Origin of the sequence: Paenibacillus sp. 1A_MP2, assembly GCF_052244825.1 — a bacterium.
In the GTDB taxonomy this organism is placed as follows: domain Bacteria; phylum Bacillota; class Bacilli; order Paenibacillales; family Paenibacillaceae; genus Paenibacillus; species Paenibacillus vandeheii.
Window position 1 is genome coordinate 5,737,377 of record NZ_JBQQCS010000001.1, and the last position, 14,086, is coordinate 5,751,462.

Genomic DNA, 14,086 nt, shown 5'->3' on the forward strand with positions numbered 1-14,086 from the left:
AACCTCCTTAGCTGCTGAACAGGAACAGATACATTGGTATCATTATATGCGATCACACGTTCCCTTATCAACACATAAAAAGAACACACGTTCTTGTTAAGATGCAAAATAACTTGTATGATAAAATTAACCAAACACAGGAAAGGACAGTCACCATGAACCTATATAAGTTTGAGATTACGGTAAACGGATTCTTGCTTAGGACTCATTTCAGTTCGAGCGAGGGGAGCGGGCTAGCTTGGTGTAAAAAGTACGCATCGAAGTTTCAAAAAGAAGTAGCTAACCTGGAGATCAAAGTGGCCATACACAAAAGAGAGAAGCAGAAGAACAACTGGGAGTATCACGGAAAGCCCTACATATACGATCGGACGATGAAGAAGCCGGCACGTAAGCCTAAAGAGAAAAACCCACCGGAATGAGCTGGTGGGTTCAAATATTCATTCATATGGTCTATACTTCTCACGCAACTGTTCCGCCTCTCGCTTACGGTCCTCAACATCCGATTTGAGAAAGAGACGAACTGACCCGGACTCTTTGACTGGCTGCAGTTTACCACGCTGAACTAAGGACAGTAGATTTTGTTTGGACACGCCAAGCAGCTCCACTGTTTCAGCAGATGTTAGTACGTTCTCTTGTATGATGCGGATCAGATCGTCCCGTTCCATCAAATCACCTCGTAATCAATATTACCATTGTAGCGACACTTAGACCCAACGAAAGCAAACTAATGATCAAAGTCACTTTAGTTATTTTTGACATACTCATGATTATACATGCTCCCTTCTTGTCATGCTATACTAAGGGAAGAGAAGGATTAAGGAACTCACACGGTCGGCCTTTGGGATTAACCGACCGTGCTACCCTCAAGTCCCGCCTAACGGCGAAGGACTATGATGAGGTTGACTACTGCGGTAAGCAAGCTGACAATGGCCGTGAGAAGCGTAACCAGCTTGTCCACCGGGAGTTCCTTTTTCTTTCTCCTTTTTCTTCATCCTTGTTCTCACCTCCCATAAATAATATACCATATCTATTTACTATAGTCAATAGGTTTATCCTGCATGTCTATGTTTTGATAAACGCAAAAAAGGCCCCGCCAGATTAACTGGTAGGGCCTTTGATATTTCCAAGCGATTGGGATTATTTCTGAGCAATGTTGTTAAGCAAACGATTCAGGACTATCGCCATTTCCTCGCGCGTAATTGGTGCTCCTGGTCTGCTGCCATCGAAGTATCCTTTGGAAGTTAAATCATTCCATGCCGACTCAGCCCACTTGCTTGGAACGTTAATGTCTCGATTTTGTGTCACTGGCTTGTCCTCCTTCGTCTTTCTATTCAATCCCAGATAATTCGCAATTCCTTGAACGTGCCCATCAATAATTGCATTGATCACACTGGACTGCTTGAGACGATCCGCATCCGCCGCAACATCAACAAACAGATTTTCCGTCAATACGGCAGGCATCTTGGATTCGCGGACCATGTGAAGGTTCTGTGCCTTCTGTCCTCGATCGATTCCGCCCAACTTAGCCATGATTGCCTTGTGTAATGCATCCTGAAGTTTGATACTCTCTTTAGATGCCGAAGTATACCGAAAGGACTCAAACCCGCCCTTGCCGCCACCAGCGTTGCAATGGATGGATACCAGGATGTCAGCACCAGCAGCATTGGCTTTGCTTGTCCGCTCCTTCAGTTCCAAAAATACGTCCGTGGATCTGGTCAACAGCACCTGTACATTCTCGTAATCAGCTTCCAGGCGTTCCTTGATGCCGAGTGACACCTTTAGAGCAATATCTTTTCCAACACACCGTTTCCCGAACCGCCTGGGTCCTTACCTCCGTGGCCCGCGTCGACCTCTACTTTAAACATCTGTACCAGCTCCCTTTTTCGTCTGCTTTACCAACTGATTCCCGTAAACCGCCACAGCGCCCACTAGAACGCCCTGTACCACACTCTCCACACTCAGGCCAAGCATCAGGATAGAAAATACAATTGCTACACCGGAAACGATATAAACGATGGTCCAATCCTGTACCTTTGGCGTTTTCTTGAGAACGTACCCAATCACCCAGCAGGCTGCCAATACGATTAGCAGCCTAGCATCAATCAACCCTTGAATAATGTCCCACTCCACACTACATTCCCCCTAACTTAATTCCGGCCCATACAGCCGCGATAAGAAGTCCAGTCAATCCAGTTAATGCCGCACCATACACGGTACGCTTTAGCCACTTCTGATCCTCGTCATGCTTATTTAAACGTGTCAGCGCATCTGCCGCATTGCGCTTGGCTTCATGGGCTACATCGGTTGTCTTCTTCAATTCTGCTTCAAGTTCAACGAGTCTCAAAGCCGTTTGCTGTGCTGTCTGCAAGGCTTCTTTGGAAATCTCTCTAACCTCTGCTACACCTGGAGCCAAAGCCGCCAAAGGTTTTAAGGCTTCTTCAATCCGGGCCAGTTGTACCTTCAAATCCACAATCGTATTTACATCCTGCACCTGCATGTCATTCACACCTCCTGGTATGGCTTCCATACGCCACTCCCCCGTCTCTATCTAATATGAAAAAGCCCCTGACCACTCCAGAGGGCACAAAAATAGCGTTCCATATTGGGAACGCCTGTTACTGTTCGATCATGAATTCAACGCCACTCTCAATCAAAATTTCATTTACCTGTCCACGCAAAGATTCAGGTACAGCCTTATACTCCGTTTTCCCCAAAATGATACGTTGTGCAAAGAACATAGCAACCATGGTCTCACCCCCTTCCAGACGAATCAAAAGCCAAAATAAAAAGCGCCGGATCATTTGTATAACTCCTGCGCCATTTCAGCGATAACATCGTCAGTGAAGTCGGCACGGTCGGACAATGCTTTGCTTTGTGCTTTCAGGAGTGTGCTATCTTGCTTGATTGATTCAAACTCCTCTTGCGGTACAGTCACATAAATTACAGGAACAGGTGGAGCTTCATCTGCAAAAACTAAAAAATTCCCATCAATGATATTACGTTCTTCCACGAGAAATTTATGTGCATTCTCGGCAATGAGTCGTTCGCGTTCAGCTTGAGTTTTATATTCCAAAACCATTTTCATCCGTCAACCTCCTACTCTTGCGTTATTGTCAAAAGATTAGTACCGTAAATTATCTTTTCTATCGACGCAGATGATCCAATTGCCCATAAATAAACAGAAATTTTATCACCAGCAACAAAGGTTATATCCTGTACATATGTTGTTGGTGTTGATGAGCTTGAGCTTCGGAGTGTGCCGAAAGCAACCCCATTTTTATATATTTGGGCGCGAGCATTAGTAGATGATGTGTACAAGTCAAACGAGATACGTATTGTCCCTGGCAGGTTAAATACAATGCCAACCACCTCGTACGGTGTGCTAGAATTGCTACTCGCGTAATTAGTTCGTCTGAAAATCGGGCCGCTTCCTGGAGAAATCGAACCAGTAAACGTACCAGGCACCCCACCAACTGTTATACCAGTCCTGATATTTCCCGCAATTAAGTTCGTAATAACAGCTTGTACCACACCAGAGCCATTATGATATCCTTCTGGTACAACATAGACGCCGTTTTGATTTGTGATATTTTGTGTAACAGCACCATTATCGAGCATGGCTCCAGTACGGTTATTTCCTGTTACATTCGAGAACGTCGCTCCAGACATGACTTGTGACGGGGTAGCCGAACCTGTAGCGCGAATAACCGCCGCTAATTTAGAAATAAGCTGATCCCATGTCTCTGAAGTGGATGCCAATACCCCTATGGAGTTAAGCGCGGCAACCACTTCGGCTTTCCGCTCAACTCCAGCTTGAAAAGCCAGTCCAACAGCTTTCTCCGTTGCTGCAACATCACTCCGAGAACCATCAGTAGCATCAGACAATTGCACAATACCTTTCTGAGTCAAGGACGCATCATCAATGACGATTTCCGCAACTTTACCGTCCGTATATTCATTGGCTGCCTGTTTGGCTGCGTCTGCCTTGGCCTGTGCCCCTGTTTTGCTCTCCCCATCTTGCCGTACAAACTTGGCATCCGTTCCACTCATCAGACCGCTTGAGCCGCCAATTACAGCATCAGGGATGACGTCCGTCCCGCCAGTGATATGAGATGATGCGTGAGCGCCCGGCGTTGCTTCCCCTGTTGCCGTCAGGACAATCCGCTTGCCCTCGGGATCGGTTGTGACTGTAATCCCTGTACCACCAACAAAAATAACTGTATCAGACTTACCGGAAGCTTCCACATCATTGATAACTGCAAAGGCGTTTTGGTTGACCTCAGCTCCTGCAGCAATCCCATTTAGCTTTGTGTGGTCCGCTGCTGTTACATGGATATTCGTATCCGTTGCATGGCTGTCCAGATTGGCTTGTACGGTGTCCGTTTCAGCTTTGCGGGCAATGTCATCCGTTGCGATTGGAGCAGCTACCTTGGCCCGTCCCGCTGCGTCACGCTGCATGAGCGTGTCAGGGGTTGCGGCGCTGGTGCGGGCATCCACTAAGAGCTTGTCAGCCGCACTCATGAACCCCGCTGCATTCCCTTTTGCTGTCGGATGCTCATCTGCCCCGCGTGCCTTATGTGCAGCCAGATCAGCAGCAGCCGCGGCAATGGCTGCCACTTTAGCTGCATCGGCTTTGGCCTGGGCATCCGCTGGCGTACCTTTGGTGTCCATCTCGGCCTGAACACGATCAAAACCGATGTTAATGTTATTGAAATCCTCACTTATCTTTTTGCTGCCCTCCAGATTCGCGAACCGGTTCGCCATTCGTAACAACTCCCTTCAATAAAGTTTCAACGTCCTGGTGAATAGCCCGAAGGAACGCAACCTGAGAATCCAGCGTGGGTAATGTGTCCACCATGGCCCGGATCACCAAAGGACTCTCACGGAAAATGTCAGTCACGTCTACGGACAGCTCAAGCACTTTCTTAATTCTCACTTGGTGCACCCCACTTCATATTCTTCATGATTTCAAGCATAGTGCCTTTCATCTGATCATTGACGCGGATCGTCACCGTCTCAGCTTTGGTCCGTTCATCATGGGCAATTAATTCCTCACGTATAATCTCGCGTAACCGCTGTTCCTCCATGCTGTTCACACCTTTCTGGGCAACAAAAAAGAGCCCATGCATATGGACTCTCTCATGTGTTATTTTATTTTGTTTTGAACCATACCCCACCAGATCCGTCATACTTACGTTCGAACGCAATCAAGGGTGAATCATCGTTCTTCTTAACCATGAAGACTACCCAGCCCTCGTTTGAAGATCCCGCGTAAATACTTGAATTTATTTTCGGATCGGGTGTTACTACCGTTTGATTATCATAAGCTGTTCCAGAAGTGGAGACTAGCGTGAAATCTCCGTTCCAGAGGTCAACAGCAGTATCCGATTTAGCATTTCTGGTAATATTCACTTTCGCTTTTGCAAGTATATATTCATATCCGGCAGCGGGTTCATCGTTGAACATATTGGCTTCATGAATCATCTGCCAAGCTTGCTCCCCTCGAATAACCTGCTGGATACTCACCGTACCGCCATAATCATCCATAATATCCTTCACAGTAAACGGAAGTGTCGTACCGATTGACGCTGGATTAGCTCTACTATTAGAAGTGGATGAATTATTGCCGCTAGTATTGTTATTTCCAGTATTTGTATCTTTGCTTGGTGCTGTTGAAGAGGACCCGCCAATAATAATTTTCTTACCTTCAACTTTTATGGATGTTCCAGTTGCTTCAGCAATCGCTCGTACAGGTACATAAGTAGAACCATTAATTACTACAGCATCTGCTATTTTAGAACCATTCTGTTCAACTGAGAACAGACCTTGTACTTTCTGACCGAGCAAGCCAGATGAAGCTGCCATTACAGTAGTGGAACCAAGTAATAATGTTACTGCCAATACTCCTGAGATGACTTTTTTCACTTAGCAACCTCCAGCGCTTCATCAATCAGCTTCAGTTCTGCTTGAGCATCATCTACCAGCTTTTGATATTCAGCTACCTTTTGTTTTGCAAGTCTAGTAGTTTCAGCGTCCCCCGCTGCTTTAATACCCTCGTATTCATCAGTTACTTTTTTGAGCCCTTCAACAACTGGTGGCAAGATTTTATTATTATATTCCGATTTCAATATTTCCAAAGCGGCTTTTGATTTACCTGAATACTTGTTCGCAGTCTGAATGGGAGAGTCGGGAGAGTTGATCCCAGAAGACCCGTTCGCATCAGACGTGATAACGATTGTTTTACCAGTCACTTTAACATCAGCCCCTAAAGCGTCAGACAAGGCACGCGCTGGAACATTTGCTCGAGAGTCAATAACTGCACCTTTGTCTGACAATTTCTTTCCATCTACAACAATCGTATATTCACCAGTCACTTTCTTTCCAACCATGCTCTTAACAGTATCGGCAAATGCTCCTGCTGATGTCGAAAACACTACGCCGATAATGATACCACCAGCAATATATGCAACTTTATGTGCAAACTTCTTCATGACTCTACCTCCGTATTGGTGCTATTTTCCTATTATGATACATTACGGATTTGAAGTTGTGAAGGTTCCGCCCCAATTTGCGGCATTAGAGAGCCCGTGGTTGTGCGTAGGCAAAGTAACAGAGTGTGAGTGAGAATAGAAAGCTAACAGCAAGTTAGAAATCTGAGTTTGTAAATTCGTCAATTGACTTTGCAGTCCGCTGACGTCTGAGATATCCAGGCCGTTAACCGCCCCCGCAAAATTGACTGCACCTTGAAAACGAATTGGATTACCCGTATTGTTCGAACCAATTATGATGCTATTTCCATACATGGTCAGGACGCCACTGTTTGAATAGGAATTGATCTCGCCCACCGATGTTCCGTTTACATCCCTAAAGATCATAGCAGCAGCCAATGAATCCTCTGTGGTCGCCATCTGTATCCTGTTGCGTCCGCTTGAATCGTAGGACCTGAACCCAGCCGTATCAATCTCAATGCGCCTGCCACTGTTCGCTGTTTTCAGGACCGAACCAATGATGGTTGAACCATTAATTGTACCGCCATTGATCTGGCCACCTGTGATGACTGCTGCCGTGATCGTGCCGCTAAACTCCCCGCCAACCGCAACCATATGGCCGGACTCATTGACAGAAAATGAATTGCCTATTTGGATACTGCCACCCACAATGCGTCCACCGGAAACCGTCCCGCTGAACACACCATCCGAAGCTTCCAGCGTGCCTATGAATTTGTATTTGCCTGCAACCGGATCAAAGTACAATTTGTCTTGACCATCTGCCTGGAATGATAGCTTGTCGCTGTTCAGAATGACTTTACTCTTATGATCTTCCCGCTCAATGATTAATCCCTCGGTACGGGTGATCGTGGCCCCGTAGTAGGCCTTGCCTTCTTTAATCGCATCCTTATTCAGCTTGTTCACTTGTTGCGTCAAAATTCCTTCAACAACAAACTCACTGCGCTGCTCTGAAACAGATGTGGCTTCCAGGCTCATCTTCAATCCACCCGCAAAGCTGAACACCTGGTGTAAGATGATTGACTTGTATTCTACAAGCCCATTCCATGGGATCTGGGTATCTTCCCATGTTGACACGGTATCAATCCAGGTGCTGCCTTCCTGCTGCACAAACCCGATGACATCCCCCTGTTCCAACTGAGGATACCCCCGCGCTTCCATCGTCAAAGGCAGATAAGCAAATCCATTCAGTGCAGCGTGAAGATTGTTTACTTGCGATTGGGTCATGAACGGGTTTTCCAGGTAGAGGGTATGGTTCTCATCCCCGGTACCCGCTTCATATTGCAACTCATCTTCGGTGTTGTACGTCACCACTACACGGCTATATGACTTAACGGGATTGGTCATTTTGGCAACCACATAATCTGCTGTCGTCATTTCAAATACAGGTTCTTCAGCAGCCGTAAACCGCTTGAATTTCAACGTGCCAGCCTTATCTATAAAAATACTCGCGCTATTCGCGGAAGCGATATAGGCAAGCACTTGGCGCATGGTGTAACCTGCTGGCCCTGCCTGCACCTGATAGGCCGGATTAATCACCACGCTGCTGTCATATGTCCAGCCCAGCCGTTTGCAAATCTCATCAAAAACGGCTTTCTGAGTAGTCGGATACGTCAATGATGATATGTACGCCACGTCAGCCATAACCAGCTTGTCGTAACAGGTGTACGTCCAAACATCATTGATCTTCTCCCGATCATCAACAAAGAACTCTCCCAGCGGCAACCAGTCCGTCCCTGAGCCCGTCCAAGTAATGTTCATGTCTTGCCATGGGTACTGCGCTTCTAGCCACGTCAGGCCAGCCAGAGACAGGGAGAGGTACGGCACGATACGTGCATTCGCCGGGATGATCTCATTTGTTCGAAGTTTGATTGTCAGTTTAGAAGGGATGGCCGTCCCGATCTGAAACCCTTCTGTCAAGCTCAAACTGTTCTCAATACTGAAATCCACAATTCTACTGCTATCGTATTCCTCGCTACCCACCAGAGCCTTGACGATAAACTCCCGGTCTGGCCGTCTTAAATAATCCGTGTAGAGCGGCGATATTGGATACATCTGATCACCTCTCTGTCAGCGTCAATTTGAGCCCAGACCAGTACATTACGCCGCCACTCATCACACTAAACGGTGCAGGCCGGTTGCCGACATACATCCGTTTGGTTTCGTGCTTCCCTGTCATCGGATCTGGAAAAGTGCAATCAAAAAACACATTGGACATGGATTGGAGAATGGAGGACATCTCTGCCCAAGTCAGCATCCCCCAAGTCATGTCTATCTGCCGTTTGACTGCTATCCGGTCCCGGTTCAAGGTTCCGTTTGCAGTACGCACGGATGAATTTGCGTCATCCAAGTCAAGCACCGTCACCTGGTACGATGAAGGATAAGCGGCAATCACTTGACCATTAATTTTGATTTCCAATCTACATCCCTCCTATGTCGTTAATGGTGAACGGCCTTGACGCCTTGTAATGTCGTTTATTGCACTCACAGTAGCACGCCCCAGCTCGGTACCATTGAGCTGAATGACGGTCTGTTTATCTCCGTTCTTGATGGCATCCAGAATCAGGAGCAATATTTCCACCATCGGCTGATTGTTGCCGCCGATCATGTCTTGAAGCTTGGACAGCGGCGATACAACTTCCGGGTCAACGGAAGCTCCTCGGTTATCCCCGACCATGGCAAGTGTCGGCCCGTAGGCCAAACCGCCTTTTGCCAGCTTCGGAATCTTCGGTATCTGCGGTACCCCGATGTGAGCCCCGCCCACCTTCTGACCAAAGACCTCAAACTCAGGAATGCTTACACTCAAACTGTTGAATCCTTCGATGACCTTGTTAATGCCATCTATGATCAGGTTCAGCGGTGCTTTGACCAAGACTATATAAGGAATCAAATATGCCGCCAAAGATATCCTTAACTCCGGTCCATGCCTTCTTCCAGTCACCTGTGAAGGCACCTGCCACAAAATCAATGACGCCGCCAAGTGTTTTCAGCAGCCCTTTGATGATCCCGCCTACGCTTTCGATGACCGTTGTGACGATGTTCAGTATGATGTTAAAGCCCTTGGTGAAGCCTGGAGCCAGTTTGTCTATGACATAACTGATCAACGGAACAATGAACTTGTTGTAGATGTCCAGTGCAGCGTTAACCAGTTTCATGACCACCTCGCCCACTTGCTTGATGATCCCCTTGAGCGTTCCATCCCAAATTTCATTCAGCTTTTTCAAGAAAGGTTCAATAATCGGTTTCAGGATGTCGTCCCAAAGTTTCTGGAACAGCTTGCGCGTGTTCTCCATAAACTCCGTCAGCTTCGCAAGCAATTCAGCCCCGTATTTGTTCCAAAAGCCTTTAATCGTCTCCAGCGTATCCAAGAACAATTTTTTTAATCAGATCAAAGACGGGTTTCAAGCACCGTGTTGTAAATGTCATTGATCAACTTGACGGCCCATTCAAACGTGTTGGCTGCTTCCTTGAAAGGCCCAAACTAATGTATCGGTGAACACAGGTACCAGCGTATCGATAACCTTCGCGGCAATTGGGATAATGAAGTCATTCAAGGCATAATCCACAAACGGCTTTAACGTACCATTCAGCAAGTCAGAAAATGATTTCCCGATCTGCGGAATGATATCCAAGAACAAATCCCTGAACTGCTCGAGAGCCGGATTCAGTGTGCTGTCCCATAGATCGTTGATATGGTTGACTGCATTCGTGAACGTCTTGGTAAACGTATCAATTGCCCAGACAAGTGTATCCGTGAAGATAGGTACCAGCGTTTCGGCAAGAACCGTAGATACCGGGATAGCAAAGTCATTCATCATGAAATCCGTGAACGGGTTCAACGTCCCATCCAGCAGGCTTTGCAGGGCTGCTGCAATAAGTGGCATGTTGGTGACAAAGGCGTTCTTCACCTTCTCCAGACTCGGCAACCAGACGTTTTCCCACAGCTTAATGGATTGATCCGTAGAATTCCGGAATGTCCGGTCAAGGAAATCAAATGTCCATACGATCTGCTTCGCAATGACAGGAGCAAACGATTTAACAAAGCCTGTGACGATGGCCGGAATGAAGTCACCCAAAATGTACTTCGCCACCGGAACAAGTACCTTGTCTTTCAGGTCCAAAAACGTCTTGCCCATGTTGGATACCGATTGACGAATAGGAACCATCATATCAATGAACGGTTGCAGTGCCGGCCGCATTTCGCCCCAGCCCGAAGAGATATACGCCCAGGCTTTTGAAAATCGGGATTTGACGTCTTCCAAGAACGCAGCCACTTGCTGCTTGATAGGATCGATCTCAATTGAAGGTGTGCCCAAGTCCAGGTCACCAAATCCGGCCATCGCACCCAGACCGCCTATTCCAGCGCCTGCGCCCTTAGCTTTTGACCCTGCATCATCCAGAGCGGACGCCGCGGATTGGGCTAGTGTATTGAGCTGGTCGAATCCGGCCAAACTGCCCTTCATGTCTTTTCCGGCCTTCTTCGCCTTCTTGCCTGCCTTCTCAGCCGCTTTCCCTGTATCTTCTACAGCAGGAGCTGCGGCCGCTGCTGCATCACCCATGCCGCCCATCGCATCCGTAGCCACAGTCATTCCGGCACCGCCAGCGTTCACAGCGTCACCAAAGACCAGTTCCGTGAATGCTTTGAAATAGGCTGCTGCAACCTGTAGTTTGGCTATGATCCAGTTGAGCCCTTTCAGGATCGGCGTCAAGATGTTAATGAATCCTGCACCCATAGTGCCCTTGAAGATGTTCCACTGTTCCGACATCATACGGACTTGGTTCGCCCATGCTCTGACCGTTACGGGCAAAGTCGCCCTGAGCATCGGCCGTAACCTGTAGCAAATAGCCATACCGAAGCATGGCCTGTTCAGATTGCGTCATGGCTAACCAGGACTTGGTGATGCCCTGTGACATCGCGTAGGCTTCCATGTTGACCACAGACATGTTCACACCCAATTGCTTGAGTGGTTCTGTCTCACCGACCATACCGCGAGAATACTTTGTAATACGCTTCGTCATTACGTCAGGTTATAAAAAGAAGCCATGTCAGCAGATAATTCCGTCAATTTAACGGACATCTGTTTCATGGCTTCACCGGTAATACCTGACGATTTGAGCATGGCACCCATCGTCGATGCATATCGTTTACCGGACAACTCGGACAGACCGAACGACTCGATCAGGTTCGATGACCAGTTGTTAATCTGGTTGGTCATTGATCCGAACGTGACGTTAACCACGTTCTGGACCTCTGCCAGAGTCGGATGCCAGGTTAATGGCTTCCTTCCCGAACTCTTTTATGCTATGAACTGCGAACGCTCCAGCAACAATCCCGCCCAGCTTCTGTGAATGCTCCACCAACAAGGTTGGTAGCTGTACCAGCGATTCCGTTAAGCTGACTGTCGAAACAGCCCATAATTCGAGCCCTAGGTCTAAATCTACGCTGGCCTGCGCTAGTCATCTACCCACCCCCAAACATCCGGGCTATTGCCGCTTCCATATTCTTCATCTGCTGATCAAGCTTCACTGGGTCATCCAGTTTCTTGTCCGCTTGCCGTGTTCGCCATTCCCTGTGAATGCGGCGCTGATCTGCATTGAATCCCTTAATTGTCTTCGGGTCCTTCTCCGCTCGGATCGTCACAATGCTGCCCAGCGGCGTATCAGGCATTAGGCCACCAACCAATGTACAAAACTCTTCCCACGACATATCCCCGTGCTGCCTGATGCGGATGCCGTACTGTTTGGCAAGGCTGGCTTCAATTAAAGACCAGTCCTCGCGCAAATCGTACCAGTTTTCCGGCGCAGCGCTATTGTCGAAATCGGGCAGCGGCTTCCTCATAGGATAAACCCTGCATAGCTGCAACCAGACCGGACATAAGCACCTTCAAGTTTTCAACGTTCATTTTCCTTACACCAATTTCAGTTACGGCTTTCTCACCCAAAGACCCTTGAATTGCGTTCAGAAGTCCTTTCACAGAAGCGTCATTTGCCAGTTCTTCAAAGCCCAATACAGCTTCAACGGAATTGTTAATTGGATACTTTTTGTTTCCAATCTGGATTGATAGCTACCTCGTCTTTTGCAAATTTATCTGTAAGATTAATAATGTTGGCCATCTTTAAATCCCCCTTGGTTTATGAATTATGGTGTAGTTGGTGCTTTATCAAATTCCGGCTTACCGTCAGACAGCAGCTCAAATTCCAGACCGTCAATGTTGGTCGAATCGCCGCCTGCTGGCGTGGTCAGGTTGATCACGCAATCCATGGTCAGCTTCGCGCCGGATGGCATCGTCCATTCGAAAGATCGTTTCAACCTCTTGTCCCAGTACCCAGCATCAAACCAGCAACGTAATCATTACCTAGGATCGCCATAGTTCCGTTTGCCGCTGAAAAGCTGAACGACAAGGATTTACCTGTTACAGCACGTCTTGTCCAGCCCGCCTGATCCATCGAACTCCACTCTTCCGTGTTACCGTCAATAGCTGGAGCGAAGTTCTCCAGATCCTTGATCATCACCATCTCTGAATCTGTGGAAGCCCGGCCTTTGATACCCACTTTGAAAATATTGTTATGAACCGGAAATACGCCAGTTGTCGGCATTAAATTCCCCTACCTCTCGTAATAAATCGTTGTCTCAATCACATATTCATATATGCCTGCATCGTCAGTACCCACATCAATAGGCCATGGCGTCCGCATCTCAAAGGCAATAACACGGTGTCCTGCTATATCGCCATCAGAACGACCAAATAGCGCAGCATAGACCTCATGGGCCTTACGCTCCGCTGTATCTGCATTCTTTGACCAGTGAACCAGGATGGATATGGACTTGCTGGCATAGCTGGTGTTCTCCAGCCCTCCGATGGCAATGTAAGGTTGTCCGGTGTTCAGGTTGTAAACACCAATGGACTGTTCCTTCTTGCCGTCGATCTTGCCAATGTACCAATATGGGGAATCGATCTGCGTTTTCAGCCAATCCCGAATCTCGGACAGCATCATTTGATGAACCCACCCCCAAACTTCTTGACCAGCTTTTCAAACGTTTTGCGAATCCAGCCTTTCTGTTCCTTCTGCCAAGCTTCCAGCCATAGCCCTTGGGCGTTGGCGTTCTTATCCCGCCGGAAGTTGTATTCTGGATGCCAGTAAAGACGGCGCGCATACGGCGTGTCATACACAATCTTGACCTTGCCCTTTTTGAGCCCCGTAGTATCTACCCAGGCACTGCGTTCCAGCTCACCTGTTTGCTTTGGCACGACCTGAGCGTTGGCAATCTCGGTCAGGATGCTTTCTGCTTTCCCGTTGGCGACTTGCTCCAGCGCCTTCGATGGAGCACTGGCTTAGCTCCCGCATAGCCTTGGGATTCATGGTCACTTTAACCTTCACCATCAGCTCAGCTCCAATTCCGTAGAAAAGACGCTGCCGTCTGGATGCTGTGGCCGTGATGCGCTGAATATGATCCGATCAGTACCGCCAACCCGGACAAAGCCCTCAATCAGTTCTCCAGGCAATATATCACCACGGATAATCACCTTGCCGGACAGCGTAACCAATCGGCGCTCCTTATCCAGCTTCTGACGCATCTT

Annotated in this window: 25 protein-coding genes; 1 reads left to right on the forward strand and 24 read right to left on the reverse strand. The window is 47.8% G+C overall.

The genetic code is table 11. The annotated features are described in order from the left end of the window. The first annotated feature begins 155 nt into the window (after positions 1–155). Positions 156–419 carry a hypothetical protein gene (locus ACTWJ7_RS28265; RefSeq protein ID WP_336759460.1) on the forward strand — a complete coding sequence of 88 codons (264 nt, stop codon included), beginning with the start codon at positions 156–158 and terminating at the stop codon, positions 417–419. Positions 420–437: 18 nt separating this feature from the next. Here ACTWJ7_RS28265 and ACTWJ7_RS28270 read toward each other — a convergent pair whose 3' ends face one another. The 24 genes from ACTWJ7_RS28270 to ACTWJ7_RS28385 all read right to left on the reverse strand — a co-directional run bounded on the left by ACTWJ7_RS28270 (position 438) and on the right by ACTWJ7_RS28385 (position 14,083). Beyond that, positions 438–665: a helix-turn-helix domain-containing protein gene (locus ACTWJ7_RS28270; protein ID WP_301880041.1), complete on the reverse strand. Its 228-nt coding sequence runs from the start codon at positions 663–665 to the stop codon at positions 438–440. Positions 666–1,137: 472 nt separating this feature from the next. Then, entirely contained in the window at positions 1,138–1,776 is a 639-nt protein-coding gene (locus ACTWJ7_RS28275; RefSeq protein WP_443146074.1) for an N-acetylmuramoyl-L-alanine amidase, read from the reverse strand. 81 nt (positions 1,777–1,857) lie between these two features. Further along, entirely contained in the window at positions 1,858–2,130 is a 273-nt protein-coding gene (locus tag ACTWJ7_RS28280) for a phage holin family protein (RefSeq protein WP_301880939.1), read from the reverse strand. Position 2,131: 1 nt separating this feature from the next. Next, positions 2,132–2,527 (reverse strand): hypothetical protein, encoded by a 396-nt coding sequence (locus tag ACTWJ7_RS28285; RefSeq protein WP_336759453.1) that lies wholly within the window; start codon positions 2,525–2,527, stop codon positions 2,132–2,134. Between the two features lie 88 nt (positions 2,528–2,615). Continuing rightward, entirely contained in the window at positions 2,616–2,801 is a 186-nt protein-coding gene (locus ACTWJ7_RS28290; RefSeq protein ID WP_301880941.1) for a hypothetical protein, read from the reverse strand. Next, complete coding sequence (locus ACTWJ7_RS28295) at positions 2,798–3,085, reverse strand: hypothetical protein (protein WP_301880942.1); 288 nt, start codon at positions 3,083–3,085, stop codon at positions 2,798–2,800. The genes ACTWJ7_RS28290 and ACTWJ7_RS28295 overlap by 4 nt, the downstream gene beginning before the upstream one ends. 11 nt (positions 3,086–3,096) lie before the next feature. Then, positions 3,097–4,764, reverse strand: a complete 1,668-nt coding sequence (locus ACTWJ7_RS28300) for a phage tail protein (protein ID WP_301880943.1) — start codon at positions 4,762–4,764, stop codon at positions 3,097–3,099. Further along, positions 4,718–4,936 (reverse strand): hypothetical protein, encoded by a 219-nt coding sequence (locus tag ACTWJ7_RS28305; protein WP_301880944.1) that lies wholly within the window; start codon positions 4,934–4,936, stop codon positions 4,718–4,720. The genes ACTWJ7_RS28300 and ACTWJ7_RS28305 overlap by 47 nt, the downstream gene beginning before the upstream one ends. Beyond that, positions 4,926–5,129: a hypothetical protein gene (locus ACTWJ7_RS28310; RefSeq protein WP_443146075.1), complete on the reverse strand. Its 204-nt coding sequence runs from the start codon at positions 5,127–5,129 to the stop codon at positions 4,926–4,928. Before ACTWJ7_RS28310 ends, ACTWJ7_RS28305 begins: the two co-directional genes overlap by 11 nt. Before the next feature lie 22 nt (positions 5,130–5,151). After that, entirely contained in the window at positions 5,152–5,925 is a 774-nt protein-coding gene (locus ACTWJ7_RS28315; protein ID WP_301880946.1) for a DUF4352 domain-containing protein, read from the reverse strand. Continuing rightward, positions 5,922–6,491, reverse strand: a complete 570-nt coding sequence (locus ACTWJ7_RS28320; RefSeq protein ID WP_301880947.1) for a copper amine oxidase — start codon at positions 6,489–6,491, stop codon at positions 5,922–5,924. Before ACTWJ7_RS28320 ends, ACTWJ7_RS28315 begins: the two co-directional genes overlap by 4 nt. A gap of 42 nt (positions 6,492–6,533) precedes the next feature. Then, complete coding sequence (locus tag ACTWJ7_RS28325) at positions 6,534–8,561, reverse strand: hypothetical protein (RefSeq protein ID WP_443146076.1); 2,028 nt, start codon at positions 8,559–8,561, stop codon at positions 6,534–6,536. Between the two features lie 4 nt (positions 8,562–8,565). Continuing rightward, positions 8,566–8,925, reverse strand: coding sequence for a DUF6711 family protein (locus ACTWJ7_RS28330; protein WP_105597976.1), 360 nt, complete (start codon positions 8,923–8,925; stop codon positions 8,566–8,568). 12 nt (positions 8,926–8,937) lie between these two features. Beyond that, positions 8,938–9,408, reverse strand: a complete 471-nt coding sequence (locus tag ACTWJ7_RS28335; protein WP_443146077.1) for a hypothetical protein — start codon at positions 9,406–9,408, stop codon at positions 8,938–8,940. After that, positions 9,338–9,880: a phage tail protein gene (locus ACTWJ7_RS28340; RefSeq protein ID WP_443146078.1), complete on the reverse strand. Its 543-nt coding sequence runs from the start codon at positions 9,878–9,880 to the stop codon at positions 9,338–9,340. The genes ACTWJ7_RS28335 and ACTWJ7_RS28340 overlap by 71 nt, the downstream gene beginning before the upstream one ends. A 72-nt stretch (positions 9,881–9,952) precedes the next feature. Next, positions 9,953–11,275, reverse strand: coding sequence for a hypothetical protein (locus ACTWJ7_RS28345; protein WP_443146079.1), 1,323 nt, complete (start codon positions 11,273–11,275; stop codon positions 9,953–9,955). After that, positions 11,220–11,525 (reverse strand): hypothetical protein, encoded by a 306-nt coding sequence (locus ACTWJ7_RS28350; RefSeq protein WP_443146080.1) that lies wholly within the window; start codon positions 11,523–11,525, stop codon positions 11,220–11,222. Before ACTWJ7_RS28350 ends, ACTWJ7_RS28345 begins: the two co-directional genes overlap by 56 nt. Next, positions 11,525–11,746 carry a hypothetical protein gene (locus ACTWJ7_RS28355; RefSeq protein ID WP_443146081.1) on the reverse strand — a complete coding sequence of 74 codons (222 nt, stop codon included), beginning with the start codon at positions 11,744–11,746 and terminating at the stop codon, positions 11,525–11,527. The genes ACTWJ7_RS28350 and ACTWJ7_RS28355 overlap by 1 nt, the downstream gene beginning before the upstream one ends. Positions 11,747–11,967: 221 nt before the next feature. Continuing rightward, a complete protein-coding gene (locus ACTWJ7_RS28360; RefSeq protein WP_443146082.1) occupies positions 11,968–12,345 on the reverse strand; it encodes a Gp15 family bacteriophage protein in 378 nt (125 codons plus the stop codon). A 300-nt stretch (positions 12,346–12,645) separates the two neighbouring features. Further along, entirely contained in the window at positions 12,646–12,816 is a 171-nt protein-coding gene (locus tag ACTWJ7_RS28365) for a phage tail tube protein (RefSeq protein WP_443146083.1), read from the reverse strand. Continuing rightward, a complete protein-coding gene (locus ACTWJ7_RS28370; protein WP_443146084.1) occupies positions 12,813–13,103 on the reverse strand; it encodes a phage tail tube protein in 291 nt (96 codons plus the stop codon). Before ACTWJ7_RS28370 ends, ACTWJ7_RS28365 begins: the two co-directional genes overlap by 4 nt. A 9-nt stretch (positions 13,104–13,112) precedes the next feature. Next, on the reverse strand, positions 13,113–13,502 hold the full coding sequence (locus ACTWJ7_RS28375; protein ID WP_443146085.1) for a minor capsid protein: 390 nt from the start codon (positions 13,500–13,502) through the stop codon (positions 13,113–13,115). After that, positions 13,499–13,756 carry a hypothetical protein gene (locus ACTWJ7_RS28380; protein ID WP_443146086.1) on the reverse strand — a complete coding sequence of 86 codons (258 nt, stop codon included), beginning with the start codon at positions 13,754–13,756 and terminating at the stop codon, positions 13,499–13,501. The genes ACTWJ7_RS28375 and ACTWJ7_RS28380 overlap by 4 nt, the downstream gene beginning before the upstream one ends. A gap of 132 nt (positions 13,757–13,888) precedes the next feature. Then, positions 13,889–14,083: a hypothetical protein gene (locus tag ACTWJ7_RS28385; RefSeq protein WP_443145018.1), complete on the reverse strand. Its 195-nt coding sequence runs from the start codon at positions 14,081–14,083 to the stop codon at positions 13,889–13,891. Between the last annotated feature and the right edge of the window lie 3 nt (positions 14,084–14,086).